This window comes from Chryseobacterium sp. G0201, assembly GCF_003815655.1.
In the GTDB taxonomy this organism is placed as follows: domain Bacteria; phylum Bacteroidota; class Bacteroidia; order Flavobacteriales; family Weeksellaceae; genus Chryseobacterium.
The window spans coordinates 3860571-3876613 of the sequence record NZ_CP033917.1; the positions used below are offsets into that span (position 1 = coordinate 3860571).

A 16043-nucleotide genomic window follows, 5' to 3' on the forward strand; every position below is an offset into this window, starting at 1 on the left:
AAAACAGAGATTACCAGTTACTTCCAGACATGATTAATACCTGACTTTCAGTTCCATATTTTATTTCATTCAGGAAAATTTCCTTGCCTTGCTCCAATGGAATTAAAGAAATTCCTCTTCTTTCATATTCTGTTTCTAATGTTGGCGAAACCATCCCGGCGCCTTTCCAAGGTCCCCAGTTGATGGAAATTACTTTTCCTTTTAATTTTTTATTTAAAGCATTTGCATAATCATCCAATACAGAATTTGCAGCAGCATAATCGGTCTGACCTTTGTTTCCATACACCGAAGCAATGCTTGAGAACAACACTACAAACTGGCAATCAGTACGAAGTTTTTCTGCCAAAACACGAAGCGGTTTTACTTTAGTGTCAAATACACGTCCGAAAGAACTTGTTGTTTTTTGTTTGAATAATTTATCTTCTAAAAGACCTGCACCGTGAATTACCCCGTCTAAACGGTTGTATTTTTCATAGATAGAATTGATGAATTCAGATAAACCATCTTCATCACAAAGGTCCAATGATTGATAAACAATCGTATTTCCCAATTGCTCCATATCTCGGATGGTGCGCAGTATCTGATTGTTTTTGAAAACTTTTATCGTTTCTTTTTCGATTTCAGAAGGGGAATTGAATGTTCCTGATTTTATAAGATAAGCTCTTATTTCTTCCTTTGTTTTAAATGTTTCTAATTCTTTATTCGTTGCTTGATTTCTAGGATCTTCTGATCTTCCCACCAAAATATATGTACAAGGATAAGCCTGTGACATGTGTTTTGCGAGTTCGGAAGTGATTCCCTGCGCGCCTCCAAGAACTAGAACAACAGATTCCTGATCTAATTGAATTTGTGCTTCACTCAACCCTGTTGACAAAGGCGATGGGATGATATCCACTTTATGCCTTTGGTCGTTTTTATAAATAACCTCGGAAGGTTTATCAGTCGATAAGATTTCCTTTAAAGTAATTTCTGCAATCTGATCGATTTGCTGAGGAGAACTTAGACTGATTAATCTGCAATTCGTCTGCTCAAACTCACGGGCTAAACTTTTGAAAAGTCCCGGATGTCCTTTGTAATGACGCAAAAGGGTAGTGTCCGTCAATTCCTGAACATGAGCCGTAGTGTCGGAAATCAGATAGATCCATTTTGCTTTATCAAGGTCTAATCTTTTGATTAAATCAACATGATCGATGATATTGTGCTTAACCGAAGATGAGAAAAGATCAAGTATAATTAATCCGTCAAAATCTGACAAATCCTTTTCTGTATCTACGAGTTCTGCAATAGCGCCATGTTTTTCAAGCTCTTTTTTGATGGCTGATGTCTGGGTGCTGTCATTTTGAGTTATGGCAAAACGTTTTCCTTGTAGAATTTCATTATTCTCAATTAATGAAACATTGGTCGGAGTCAAATCAAAACGGAGACGTGACAATTGATTTTTTTCAGTTTCCGGACTGTTGTTTCCGCTCATTTCGTTGATCCATGAAGCCAGTCCATTCAATGTTTTAATCGCAGCTAATTTTTCCATTAGATCGTCAGCTTGTTCTAGATCTTCACCGAAACCAATTTTGGTTTTAAGCTCACCGATGATTTCCATACGTTTGATGGAATCGATGCTTAAATCAGCTTCCAAATCTAGATCTAAGCCTAACATTTCCTTCGGATAACCTGTTTTTTCACTTACGATATTTAAAATAGCATTTTGAAGTTCTTTAAGAGAAAAGGCAGTATGATTTTGAGTAGTTGAAGTGGCAGTTTCTATAACTCCAACTTTTTCTACTGTGTTTGTAGCTCCTGAATATTCTGTTAACCAGGAAACTAACCCGTTTAATGTTTTAATTCCAGCCAATTGCTCCATGATGGAGTCTTCATTGGATGTATTTGAAGAGAAAGAACCTAGTTCAGCTTTCAGTGTTCCAATGATTTCAACCCTTTTAATTGAATCAATACTTAAATCTGCTTCCAAGTCCATTTCCATGCCCAACATTTCGTGGGGATAGCCCGTTTTATCGCTTACCACCTGTAGTAAAAGTGTTTTAATATCATTTGTCGGAGCTTGTTTTATTGGAATGATAACTGTTTTTTCAGCACCGTCATTATTTGGAGCAGAAACAATCTGAGCTTGGACATTCTGAGTCGGAATGTTTTGAACAGGAGCATTATAAACGACAGGAGTCTGGTGTACCTGAGGATTCTGTCCAAGGAAAGTAAGCATCACATCTCTTTGCGCCTGAATCATCATTTTCATGCTGTCTAAATATTCCTGCAACATACGTTCGGTATTAGATTGAGTTTCAATCACAGGAGCTTGGTTATTCGTAAAATTGTTCATTTGAAGTGGATTTATGATTGGTAATGCACCATTGGCAGGCAATATGCCATTGGTTGGATGTGCAGCCTGTCCGTTTACACGCCAGATGGCAGGGCTTTTCTTGTATAATTCTGGTTGATCGATTTGAATTAACTGAACATTACGACCATCGAAAAGTTTAGCGATATTAAAATTACGACCCGTCCCCAAATATTGAGCCAGCATACAAAGCAGATAAGTCAATTTATTACCATTACTGTCTTCTACGGATAGCGTTACATGTTCTTTATCTAAACAAGATTTTGTTAATCCTGCCAATACTTTTCCTGGGCCAACTTCGATAAATATTCTTGCGCCGTCTTCGTACATCGCCTGAAGCTCTTCTACAAATCTTACAGGCTGTACCAAATGGTCTGTTAATCTTTCTTTTATTTCTGAAACTGAGGTCGGGTAGGTTGTGGCTGTTGTATTCGACCAAACCGGAATCTGCATTTCATTAAATGGAACGTCATGTAATACAGTTTCATATAATCCCTTAGATTTTGCCAATAACGGACTGTGGAATGCACATGCAACTTCCAGTTTTTTAGCAGAAATACGTTCTTGTTTTAGAACTTCCATTAATTTGTTGATGGCTTCTGTACTTCCTGCCACCACACATTGCGTCGGAGCGTTGTAATTTACTGGATAGCAACCTTCAACGGTATCTAAAATTGGCTTTAAATTTTCTCGTGTAGAACTTACCGCAATCATAGCACCCGGATCACCGCCTTCTACTGAGTCTAAAATGGATTGAGCTCTTTTGATACTTAAATCAACCAGTTTTTCTTCTTCAAATACACCTGCAAAACACAAGGCCGGTAATTCTCCGTAGCTGTGACCTGCCAACATATCGGGAACAATGCCGATGGATTGTAGGAATTTAGCTAAGGCAAGATCAACAATTCCTAAAAGAGGTTGTGCCAATCGGGTATCTTTAATCGTTTCTTTTTGCTGTTTTAAAGTTGCTTCATCAAAAGTTTTTGAAGGGAAAATTACTTTTACCAATTCAGGATATGAATTGATCAATTTTCGCATTTCAGGGAAAGCAACAAACAGGTCACGAGCCATATTGATGCGCTGACTGCCTTGTCCGGGAAATAAAAATGCTACTTTACCGTCTTTTTTATTAACTGTAAAAGTGTCTTTGCTTTCAATTCCTGATAAAGCCAATTCGATGTTCATCATCAAATGCTCTGCGGTATCGGCAACAATGCTTAACTGAACCTGTTTTTCTGAATTTATGGCCAAGCTGTAAGCAATGTCTTTTAGGGCGATACTGTCATTAACTTCAAGTAAAGATTTAATTTGATTAATTTGAATTTTAGCATCGTCATAGGTGTCTCCACGGAATACAAATAATTCAGAAGGCCAAGACTGCAATACCGCAGGATCATCTTGTTTAGGGTGATTCGCAATAACCGTATGGAAATTGGTTCCCCCAAATCCAAACGCACTGATTCCCGCATAACGGTTTTTTTCGCTCCATAATCCGCTTTCTGCATAAAAAGCAAACGGACTGGTTTGAGGATTATAGTAAGCATTTGGCTTTTGCAAATGAAGGGTAGGAGGTTTTACACCATGATAAACCGCTAAAGAAGCTTTAATCAATCCTGCCAATCCCGCCGCACATTTTGTATGTCCGATCTGAGTTTTAACTGAACCTAAATGAGTCTGTCCCGGCAAAGCTCCCGAACGACTAAATAAATTCGTAAGAGCACTTAATTCCGTTTTATCTCCAACAACAGTTCCTGTTCCGTGAGCTTCCACCAATCCAACGGCCGCCGGACTTATACCGGCTTGAGTATATGCTCTTTCCAGCGCACGAACCTGACCGATTTTTCTAGGGGCAGTAAGACCTAAAGCTTTACCGTCACTAGATCCTCCAACCCCTTTAATAACAGAGTAAATACGGTCACCATCACGTACGGCATCTTCGTATCTTTTTAGTACTAAAATAGCAACGCCTTCACCAAGGGCAATTCCGTCTGCGTCACTGTCGAAGGTTGCACATCTGCCTTTTCTGGAAAGGGCGTGGGTGCTGGAGAACATGAGGTAATCATTGATTCCATTGTGTAAATCAGCACCTCCGGCAAGAACCATGTCTGATTTATTTAAGATCAATTCCTGACACGCTAATTCAAGAGCCGCTAAAGACGAAGCACAAGCCGCATCTACGGTATAATTTCTTCCGCCTAAATCTAAACGGTTGGTAATTCTCCCTGCAATAACATTCGCTAAAATTCCGGGAAAAGAATCTTCTGTAGTATGAGGGAATGCTTCTTTTACTTCTTCATGAAGTTCACCGAAAACTTGTTTATAAAATCCTCTGAAACTGTAGCTGTTGGCAAGGTCATTACCACCTTCAGCACCGATGATTACAGAAATATTTTCTCGGTTGGTATGTTTTTCACCGTATCCTGCGTTTTCCATTGCGCGTTTGGCAACCAATAAGGTTAATAACTGCGTAGGTTCAATGGCAGCAAGAGACTGTGGTGGAATTCCAAATTCTAAAGGATCGAAATCAATTTTCGGAATAAATCCGCCCCATTTTGAATGAGAAACATCGGCTTCATTGGAATCTGGATGATAATACAGTTCTTTGTTCCATCTTTCGTCCGGAACTTCTGTTACACTGTCTTTTCCAAGAATGATATTTTTCCAGTATTCTTCTAAATTTTTTGCATCAGGGAAAATACATTCCATACCAATAATGGCAATGTCTAATGGTTTTTCTACAGATACAGGAACTTCTGATAATTCAGCTTCCTGAATATATTTCTGATTGTTAATACTTACATTTTGATGAAGTTCATCAAGAGTAATGACTTTTTCATGCATGGTAGCAACCTGTCCGATCATGTACATGCCTAAATCCAATTGCTCTTCTTTAGGAATAGTAACTAATTGATCGCCTTGGCGCTCTACACCTTTTGCAGCAATTCTTAAACGACCAACATTTAATTTTTCGAGTTTTTCCCAGACTTCTTTTTTATCTGTTCCGGCTGCGATTAGTTTTGTTTTTTCTTCATTAAAATATTTTGCAAATGAAGTATCTAAACAACGTGTTTCATGTCCCGGTGCGGTTTCCAATAAAACAGTTTCTTCTGCCTGCAAAGCCTGTATCTGAAATTCTTCCTGAATGGCTCCACAAGAAACCGCTTCTTGTGTATAGAGATAAGCCGTTCCTATTAATACACCGATTTTTACACCCCTCGCTGCCAATGGGGCAGCCATAATGGAAACGAAAGCTGTTGAAAAATCATTGTGAATACCTCCTGCAAAAAATACGCTGATGTTTTCAGGATGTTCTTCTTTTAAAATTCTTTCGATTTGTTTTTCCCAAAGAACTGTGCTAGAAAGCGGGCCCACGTGACCACCACATTCGCGTCCTTCGAAGATGAAGTTGGTAGCGCCTTCTTTTAAGAAAATATCTAATAAAGCAGGAGAGGGAACGTGTAAAAATGTTTTAATTCCGGCTTTTTCGAATACTTTTGCTTGGGCTGGCCTTCCACCTGCAATTAAAACAATTGGCGGTTTTGCTTCTAGAATATAAGATGTTTGCTCGTCTTTTAATTCCTGTGGTGCAAATCCTAAAATTCCGACACCCCAAGTTTTTTCTCCGGCTAATTTTTTAGTATCAAATACCAAAGATTTTGCTGCATTACCTTTTAATAAAGATAAGGCTACAAAAGGTAAAGCCCCTGCTTCTGCTACAGCATTAGCGAATGCCGGAACATCAGTTACTCGGGTCATGGGACCCTGTGCAATTGGATATTTTAAGCCTAAATCTTTAGCTAAAATATTGTCCTGATCAATGACCTGAAGCACTTTTGCCTGTCTCAAATGACCATACATCGCTTCTTTAAATCCGAAAACCATTTTCTTTAGATTTTTGAAGTCTTCATAAAGGTCTGTTGCCAAGGAAATATCCTGTCCCATAGGAATATAGCTCTTAGTGATGTCAAGATCTGTAAAATGTTTTCTAAGATCTGCCGCGCTTATATTTTCAGGTAATGCAGGTGAGTTTGGTCTTACCAATACACGATGATTGGCTATAATTTTAGTTTCTGTTCCATTTAATTTTGAACAGAGATCTTTGATATCTTTTGAGACGGAACTTTCCGGGAACAAAGCAAGCTGACTGTCCAGTACAATACCGGTTGCTCCCAATGCTTTTGCCGCTGCTGCAGTATGAAGTCCGATTCCTCCTTGTAACCAAACAGGAATAGATTTAATCTCTTTGATGATACGTTGAAACAGTATAAAAGTTGATTCGTAGCCGACAAGTCCGCCTGCTTCATTTCCTTTTATAATGATTCCTTTTGCTCCAGATTTTTCAGCTTCTCTGGCTTCCTTCAAGCTGGTTACCTGATAAATAATGGATAAATCCGAAATCGAATTCACAGTAGTTCCAAACGGAAGAATAGCAAATTTTACCTTCTCTGAAATTTGAAGTGAGATAAGTTTATCATTAGAAAAGCAAATGCCATAAGAAGGTATATCTGCCTGTTCAAGCTGATTTAGCGCTTGCTGTGCGGTCGTTAATTCGTGCCCTAAACTTAGGATGGGAAATGCGCCTGCCTGATGCATTGCAAGCATTAGGTTAGCATCCGGTTTTTCAAAAGGCGTTAGTCCAAAAATGGTTAAGTTTTTCATTGTGTTGATATATTGAAATGGTAGCAGATTTTACATAGTAAAACGTTAAAAATTGAGGTCTTTAAAAACAATTTTCGCTATGCTAAAGTAAAGTGTCTGATTATTATATTTTTAAATATTATGTTAATTTAACAGTGATATTTTAATATTGGGAATGTTAAAATTGCTATTAACCAAGAGGTTATTGCATGTGAGATTGTTTTCAGGCTTTATAAAATAAATTAATCCAAAATTTTTCATTTCGTTGATGTTTATTGAATGTTAACAATATGTTTCATGACAAGACGTATATACTTTGGGTATAGAAAACGTTTGTCTTTTACGACAGAATAAAAATTGTAACTACTGTTTTATTTTCAATGAAATAGATAATTTTATATAAATTCTTAAAAAAGAGTTTGGAATTATCTAAATACTGTTAAAATCAGTTATTTATATTTTTATTCTCAAAAAAAAGCGGGTACAATCGGTGTAATTGCACAATTATAATCGATTATAATTGTATAATGTTGAACAAATATATAAATAAAATAATAAAATAATTCATTAATTGGAGATTTGTTTTTTATATTACAAAAAGATAATATATCAGTAGGGAGTAATTAATGAATTTCAAAAAACTATACAGAATTGTTATCTTTTATAAGTCAAAAGGTTAGAAATTTTAATTTTGAAGAAAAGGATTAATACAGAAAAGTTATCTTTTAATTAAAATTCAATTAATAAAAATGATTAGAAAACTTTTTTAAGGTAATTAAATAGTTGAAAATTCTACGTATGTCGAATGGTTTAATCTAAAATAACCGCTGTTTTTCAATAAATTAAGGTATATTTAATCTGGTAATATTATAGAGAACTGTAAATTTTATTAAGAGTGATGTTGACGGCAAGATAGTTGTAGTTACCTATAACCACACAAAATATAAAATATGAACTTACGGTTAAATCCAGATTCTCAGGTGGAAAATCATCACATTGACGGTTTTCGGTCTGATGTTTTAGAGGGCTTAAAAAGCATGCCCAAAAAGTTATCTTCAAAATATTTTTACAATAAAAAGGGAGATTATCTTTTCCAGAAAATTATGGCTATGCCGGAATATTATCTCACCAAATCTGAGTTGGATATATTTAAAAATAAAACGGCAGATCTTGCCAATTTAATTACTCCTGACAAACAATCTTTTGATTTGATTGAACTGGGAGCAGGCGACGCCATGAAATCTACATTTTTACTTAAATATCTTGTAGAAAAAGGAACCGATTTCACGTATATGCCGATTGATATTTCAGGAAATATTCTTTCGATATTAAATGAAAAACTGAGCCATGAAATCCCGTCTTTGAAAATTATACCATTAGAAGGTGAGTATTTTGAAATGCTTCAAGAAGCAGCTTCTTTGTCTTCGCGAAGAAAGGTTATTTTATTTTTAGGAAGCAATATAGGAAATATGAGCCTTGAAGAAGCCGAAATTTTTTGTAAGGATCTAAAACGAAATTTAGCTTCAGAAGATGTTGTTTTGATAGGTTTTGATCTAAAGAAAAATCCTCACACAATTTTAAATGCTTATAATGATAAACAAGGTTTCACAGCAGCTTTTAATCTTAATCTTCTGACTCGTATCAATACTGAACTTAATGCAGATTTTGATTTGGAACAATTTCAACATTATCAGACTTATGATCCGATAAGTGGAGCCTGTAAAAGTTATTTGGTAAGCTTAAAAGATCAAAACGTATCCATCGGAAATGAAACTATTCCCTTTGAAGAAAATGAGCTAATAGATATGGAAATTTCACAAAAATTTTCACCCGAAAAAATACAGGAATTGAGTGAAAAATCCGGTTTTAAAATGATCGGAGAAATTAAGGATTCCAAAAAATGGTTTGTAGATACCGTCTGGCAAGTAAAATAACAAATTAAAAGCTAAAAACATGACACCAAATACCATCACAGCAGATTTAGTTAAAAAATATACAGATATTCGCAAGTATTCTGAAGAAATATGCGCGCCTTTAGAAATCGAAGATTACGTCGTACAGCCAATTGTAGACATTAGTCCGCCCAAATGGCATCTCGGTCACACGACTTGGTTTTTCGAAACGTTTATTTTGCAACCCAATTTTCCGGATTATAAAGTTTTCGATGCTCAATATAATTTTGTTTTCAACAGTTATTATGAAACGATAGGAGCGAGGGTAATCCGCACCGATCGCGGAAATTTGAGTCGTCCGTCTGTTTCTGATATTTATAAGTATAGAAAATATGTTGACGAACACATGGAAGCCTTTCTTCAAAGTGCATTTATGACGGAAGATGTTGAGCCGTTGCTTGAACTTGGACTTAATCACGAGCAGCAACATCAGGAATTATTGATTACTGATATTAAATATATTTTAGGTCATAATCCGCTTTTTCCGGTGTATAAAAAAGAGAAGATTATTAAAGAAGAACATGCAGAACATGTAGAAATGCTTAGTTTTCCAGAAGGAATTTATGAAATTGGATTTAATGGAGAAAGTTTCTGTTTTGATAATGAATTAGGAAGGCATAAAGTTTTTTTGAATGAATTTGAAATTAGCAATCAGTTAGTTACCAATCGAGAATATTTACAGTTTATAGAAGCGGGAGGATATTCCGATTTTAAACATTGGCACGCCGAAGGTTGGGATTGGGTGAAGCAAAATCATGCAAAATATCCCTTATATTGGCATGTTGTTGATGATAAATGGATGTTTTATACGTTGAATGGCTTGCAGGAATTAGACCTCGACGAAGCGGTTTGTCACATCAACTTCTTTGAAGCCTCAGCTTTTGCGTCCTGGAAAGGAATGCGTTTACCAACCGAAGCAGAATGGGAAGTTGCTTCCTGTCATTTCAATTGGGGAAGCCGTTGGGAATGGACAAATTCTGCCTATTTACCGTATCCTGATTTTAAAAAAGAAGCTGGTGCAGTTGGTGAATACAACGGGAAGTTTATGGTGAATCAAATGGTTCTGCGTGGTGCTTCTGAAGCGACACCTTTGGGACACAGCCGAAATACATACCGCAATTTTTTCCAGACGGGTTTACAATGGCAGTTCACAGGAATCAGACTTGCCCAATAATTTTTGCCAATGATTACAGTAGATTCAGTTTCAAAGAATTTTAACGGAAAACCGGCAGTTGACAACATTTCTTTTCATGTAAATGATAAAGAAGTTTTGGTACTTCTCGGAACCAGCGGTTGTGGTAAAACGACAACGCTAAAAATGATCAATCGTCTCATAGAATCAGATTCCGGGAATGTTTTGATTGATGGTAAAAATATTCACGATCAGAAAGTAGAAGAGTTGAGAATGGGAATCGGTTTTGTGATGCAGCATTCGGGATTATTTCCTCATTATACCATTAAACAAAACATCGCTGTTGTTCCAGAATTATTAAAATGGGATAAAAAAAAGACAGAAAACAGAACGGAAGAATTATTGAATAAACTTCATCTTTCCGGAGATATACTTTCCCGTTTTCCAAATGAATTAAGCGGTGGTCAGCAACAAAGAGTAGGAATTGCCCGAGCTTTGATCGCCAACTCACCAATTTTGTTAATGGATGAGCCTTTCGGAGCATTAGATAACATCACGAAAGCAGATATTCATTCAGAATTTAAATCATTGGAAGAGCTTAAAAATAAAACCATTATTTTGGTCACACACGATGTCCAAGAAGCTTTTGAATTGGGAGATCGGATATGTTTAATGGATAAAGGAGAGATTGTTCAGATTGGAACGCCAAAAGAAATGCTTTATCAACCTAAAAATGATTTTGTCGCAGATTTTTTTGCCGAAAACAGATTATTATTAGAATATAAAGTAGCGACTTTAAAGTATGTTAATGATTTTAATCTCAAAAATTTATTTGATGAATTTAATTTTACGGAAACTACAAGTGTCTGGGATGCTTTACAAAAATTAAGTTCAGATCATAAAAATACAACGCATTACGAAATGTTGATCAAAGCATTTAATGAATACAGAAAATTACAGATCGTATGACGCAGCAAAGTCTTTGGCAATTTATAATTGAACAGCACGAAAAACTATTAACCCAGATTACTCAACATCTTGGGCTTACTTTTTTGTCATTATTTCTAGCGATTATCGTAGGCGTACCTTTAGGAATATTAATTGCCCGAAAAAGAAAACTTTCCAGTTCTGTTCTTGGCGTTGCCGGGATTTTGCAGACTATTCCCAGTATTGCTTTGTTAGGTTTTATGATTCCTGCTTTTGGAATTGGTGCTACACCAGCCATCGCAGCCTTATTAATTTACGCTCTTTTGCCGATTATTCGAAATACATACACAGGAATTACAGAAGTAAACCCAACTGTTATTGAAGCCGCAAAAGCAATGGGGATGAATAAAACCCAGCTTCTTTTTAAAGTTGAAATCCCTTTGGCGATGCCCGTTATCATTGCCGGAATAAGAACTGCAGCCGTCATTAATGTCGGAGTCGCAACTTTGGCTTCATTTGTCGCTGCAGGCGGTTTGGGTGAATTTATTTTTGGTGGAATTTCATTAAATAATACTAACATGATTTTGGCAGGCGCAATTCCGGCAGCGTTATTGGCGGTTTTATTGGATCAGGCGATTGCTGTTTTACAAAAATCTGGGTATCGATTATTTAAAAAACTAAAATATATTGTTCCTGCAATTTTGATTATTGTCGGAGCCATTTATCTTCTGACTTCTGTTTCAGGAAATAAACTTAAAGCCGGTTTTACGCCCGAATTTATGGGAAGACAAGACGGCGATCTCGGTCTTCGTTCTGTGTATGGGTTGAATATAAATCCTGTCGTAGTAAGCGATGCGATTATGTACAAGGCAGCCTATGAAAAAGAGTTGGATCTGATCAGCGGATACTCTACAGACGGTAGAATCAAAGCTTTTGATTTGTATGTTTTGAATGATGATAAAAAAATATTTCCGCCGTATTTTGCTGCGCCGATCATTAAAACTAAAACATTAGAGAAGTTTCCTGAATTAGAGAAAACATTGAATTTATTATCAGGTAAATTTAATGATTCAATTATGACGGATTTAAATTATAAATCTGATTATTTACATCAGACACCAGAAAAAATTGCCAAAGACTTTTTAGTTAAAAACAATTTATATAAAATTTCAAGAAAGGGAAATTTGGGAACAATACGAATCGGCTCAAAGATTTTCGGTGAGCAGTATATTCTCACAGAAATTTATAAAATGCTGATTGAAGGCAATACCAACTATAAAGTAGAAACAAAAACAGGGTTGGGAGGCACCAAAATCTGTTTTGATGCTTTGATGAATGACGCCATCGATTTTTATCCCGAATATACAGGAACCGGGCTTTTAGTTCTATTAAAACCAAACGAACAAACGATTAAAAAGGTAAGCCAGAGTCCTGATGAAACTTATAGTTATGTTAATTCAGAATTTCAGAAACAATACGGAATTCAATGGCTGAAACCACTTGGTTTTAATAATTCTTATGCATTAATGATGCGCAGAAAGCAATCTAAAGATTTGAATATTAAAAGTATATCGGATCTAAAGAATTATATAGATTCGAAGTAACTATTTTTTATTTTAACTACAAAAGATACAAAGGATTAACAAATTAGTATTTTAAGTTTATCTATAAAACAGTAAACAAGAGCACAATAGTTTTAAGAATATTTAATTTTTATTCTCTTAATAACTTTGTCCTCTAATAATACAAAAATTAAGTGTGCAAATAGCTTTTGTATCTTTTGTGGTTAAAATAAAAAGTTTAATAATATAGAATACCTAAATTATATTTATAATGGATGTAATAGAATCATTTTCAAAGTTGTCTTATAACTAAAAATAACTATGAAATTTTGTTTTCTATTGATCTTTTCTGTGTTTTCTTCTTATTTATCGGCTCAAAAAGAATCAGAAATTGATGCTATCATTAAAAGAGAAATGAATGAGCGAAAAATTCCGGGATTACAGATCGCGGTGGTTCAAAACGGTAAAATTATTTTGAAAAAATCATACGGAATGGCAAGTGTTCAGAATAATATTCCTGTTACTGATGCAACCATTTTTCCAATTAATTCTTGCACTAAAGTTTTTACGGGCGTTGCTGTAATGCAATTGGTGGAAGAGGGTAAAATAGAATTATCTGCTCCAATATCCAAGTATCTGGCTGATCTTCCTGAAAAATGGCAACCCGTTACGGTTGAGCAGATGATGACACATATTTCCGGTTTTCCGGATATTGTAAGATTGTTTGATCCTCTTACCGGAGCAGCATTGAAGCCGGAAAAACAAATTTGGGAAGAAATTAAAGCGCTTCCAATGGATTTCAAAACAGGAGGACAATTCAGATATAATCAAACCAACTATTATTTACTTGGAAAAATAATTGAGAAAGTAAGCGGTGAACCTTTTGATCTGTTTTTTAAAACCAAACAATTTCAAACCGTTGGGATGAAAAAAACGGTATTTGGAGACTCAAGAGATGTTATTTCTAATTTTGCGCCTACGTATTCAAGCAGAAGCTTTATCGATGGAAAAAAATTGGATAAAGAAAAGCTATTCAATGATTATCATGTATTTCCTGATTACACCAGAACGGGATCTGGACTAAATACTTCTGCTGAAGATATGGCAAAATGGATCACTTCCTTACAAAAGCAAGAGCTTTTTAAAAATAAAAGAACCTTAACGAAAATGTGGTCGCCCATAAAAATGAATGACGGAACTTCAACATCTTGGGCATTGGGATGGGGAATAACAAAATTCCGAGCCAAACATAATGCGATAGGAATGTCAGGCGGCGGAAGGTCAGCATTTTTAGTTTACCCTGATGATAATCTGGCGGTAATTGTCTTTACAAACTTGATGGGAAGCACTCCCGAAGATTTCTTGGAAGAACTTGCCGGAGTTTATAATCCTGATATTACTAAATTTGATCCTATAACTTATCTTAGAATAAATCTTAAAAAACAAGGCTTCAACAAAGCGATTGATGTTGTAAAGTCAGAAAAGAAAAATAATCCTGACTTCAATCCAGGAGAATCTGAACTTAATGATTGGGGGTACCGATTGATGTCCCGATCTAATCAACTTAATGATGCTTACGAGATTTTTAAATTGTACATTTATTTATATCCTGACAGCGCGAACGCCTATGACAGCTATGGAGAAGTCCTGTTGAAAATGGGAAACAAAAATGAAGCCCGTAAAATGTACGAAAAATCTGTAAAACTCAATCCTGATAACGAAAACGGGAAAAATGTTTTGAAACAATTGAATGAATAATTAGTAAAAAATTCAATTCGTTAAAGGGTGTATTTAATGACTTTTTTCGACAATCAATTGATAAAATTGCAATTATGATATACATCATCAGATGTAGTCAATAATTTTTTGTTCTTTTGCAAAACGTAATTTTAAATAATGATATGACGAAGTTTGATGATATAAGGCCTTTTTATGACCATGAAGTGAACGATGCTCTGCTAAGTATTGCAAGGCACCCGATGATGAAGGCGTTAATGAATTTTACTTTTCCTGATAAAGATGAAAAATTTTGGATTGAACAGTTTAAAAATATTCATTCCATAAGTGATTTCCAGCATCAATTTATATCACAGACCGTTCGTCAGATCCTTAAACAGAGTTCTGAGGGCTTAACGACCTCGGGATTTGATCATTTGGATAAAAATGTATCCTATTTATTCATATCCAATCACAGAGATATTGTTTTGGATACGTGTCTGCTTAATTTGGTGCTGTTGGATCGCGGATTAATTATGACTTCTTCTGCAATTGGAGATAATCTTGTTCAGAAGACATTTCTGCACGTACTGGCGAAACTAAACCGTAACTTTTTGGTTCAGAGAGGTCTTTCTCTTCGTGAGCAATTGAACAGTTCAAAGATCATGTCCGAATATATTTATGATTTATTAACCAAAGAAAACCGTTCTGTCTGGATTGCACAACGTGAAGGCCGTACCAAAGATGGTAACGATGCTACTCAGCAGGGTGTGTTGAAAATGCTCGCAATGCCAGGAGATCAATCCTTAACCGATTTCTTTAAAACATTGAAAATTGTTCCGTTATCTATTTCATACGAGTATGATCCTACGGATGTTCTTAAAATGCCACATCTAATGGCAAAATCAAGAAACGAGGAATATGTTAAGAATCCGGGTGAAGATTTTAAAACGATGCTGAGTGGAGTATTAGGGCAAAAAAAACATATTCATATACACGCCGGTGATGTTTTGGATACTGAATTTGATGATATTGTATCGAAAATAGAAAACAAAAATAAACAGTTACAGGCGGTTTCACAGATCATCGACGATTCTATCATACAGAATTATAAGCTTTGGCCTACCAATTTTATTGCTTATGATTTGCTTCATCAAACAGAGCAGTATTCAGAAAATTATTCAGAAAATGAAAAAATGCTGTTTGAGAGAAGAATGGAAATGCGTATCGATATTTCTGATGCAGATATGAAAAAAAGTTTCCTGGCGATGTATGCTAATCCGGTAATTAATAAAATTAAATACCATAACAACCTTTTGATGTAAAAAAATGTGGTATCCATAAGGTATTAACACAAATTATTCATTTTTAATGGCAGGCTATTTGTTTATTTCAAAGCAAATTTTTGATATGAATAATAAAATAAAATTAGCATTAGGATTAATCGCAACAGGAACTTTAGTTCTTCTTAATCTTAAAAGAAAAAGACGTGAAAGATTAAAAATATTCACTGCACCAGATGGAAATACCTATAAAGAGAATCAAACTTACAGAACATTTGATAATCAATTTTATAAAAACGGAAAACGCCTACGTTTTAACACATTAGAAGCTGAGAACGAAAATCATTCTTCAAATAGTTATTATGAGGAAAACTCAGTAAATTATTCTAATAGTAATCAGAATAAAAATATTACTTATCATCAAAAAGGAAATCGTCACCAATAAATATTTTATATAATTATTTTCATATAAAGTAGAATTTA

8 protein-coding genes are annotated in these 16043 nt (G+C 35.2%); 7 read left to right on the forward strand and 1 reads right to left on the reverse strand.

Annotation, left to right across the window (positions count from 1 at the left end; all coding sequences use genetic code 11):
- Nucleotides 1–10 precede the first annotated feature (10 nt).
- Nucleotides 11–7009, reverse strand: coding sequence for a type I polyketide synthase (locus EG348_RS17265; protein ID WP_123984214.1), 6999 nt, complete (start codon nt 7007–7009; stop codon nt 11–13).
- Nucleotides 7010–7938: 929 nt separating this feature from the next.
- On the opposite strand from EG348_RS17265, the gene EG348_RS17270 reads away from it, so the two are divergent.
- From EG348_RS17270 to EG348_RS17300, 7 genes are all read left to right on the forward strand, one after another.
- A complete protein-coding gene (locus EG348_RS17270) occupies nt 7939–8922 on the forward strand; it encodes an L-histidine N(alpha)-methyltransferase (RefSeq protein ID WP_123984215.1) in 984 nt (327 codons plus the stop codon).
- Between the two features lie 19 nt (nt 8923–8941).
- Nucleotides 8942–10114 (forward strand): ergothioneine biosynthesis protein EgtB, encoded by a 1173-nt coding sequence (gene egtB, locus EG348_RS17275; RefSeq protein WP_123984216.1) that lies wholly within the window; start codon nt 8942–8944, stop codon nt 10112–10114.
- Between the two features lie 9 nt (nt 10115–10123).
- On the forward strand, nt 10124–11041 hold the full coding sequence (locus tag EG348_RS17280; RefSeq protein WP_123984217.1) for an ABC transporter ATP-binding protein: 918 nt from the start codon (nt 10124–10126) through the stop codon (nt 11039–11041).
- Entirely contained in the window at nt 11038–12603 is a 1566-nt protein-coding gene (locus EG348_RS17285) for an ABC transporter permease/substrate-binding protein (protein ID WP_123984218.1), read from the forward strand. The genes EG348_RS17280 and EG348_RS17285 overlap by 4 nt, the downstream gene beginning before the upstream one ends.
- 279 nt (nt 12604–12882) lie before the next feature.
- Nucleotides 12883–14319 carry a serine hydrolase gene (locus EG348_RS17290; protein ID WP_123984219.1) on the forward strand — a complete coding sequence of 479 codons (1437 nt, stop codon included), beginning with the start codon at nt 12883–12885 and terminating at the stop codon, nt 14317–14319.
- Nucleotides 14320–14462: 143 nt separating this feature from the next.
- The gene (locus EG348_RS17295; RefSeq protein WP_123984220.1) at nt 14463–15602 is read left to right on the forward strand and encodes a 1-acyl-sn-glycerol-3-phosphate acyltransferase; all 1140 of its coding nucleotides are present in this window, start codon (nt 14463–14465) and stop codon (nt 15600–15602) included.
- Between the two features lie 85 nt (nt 15603–15687).
- Complete coding sequence (locus EG348_RS17300) at nt 15688–16005, forward strand: hypothetical protein (protein WP_123984221.1); 318 nt, start codon at nt 15688–15690, stop codon at nt 16003–16005.
- Nucleotides 16006–16043 lie beyond the last annotated feature (38 nt).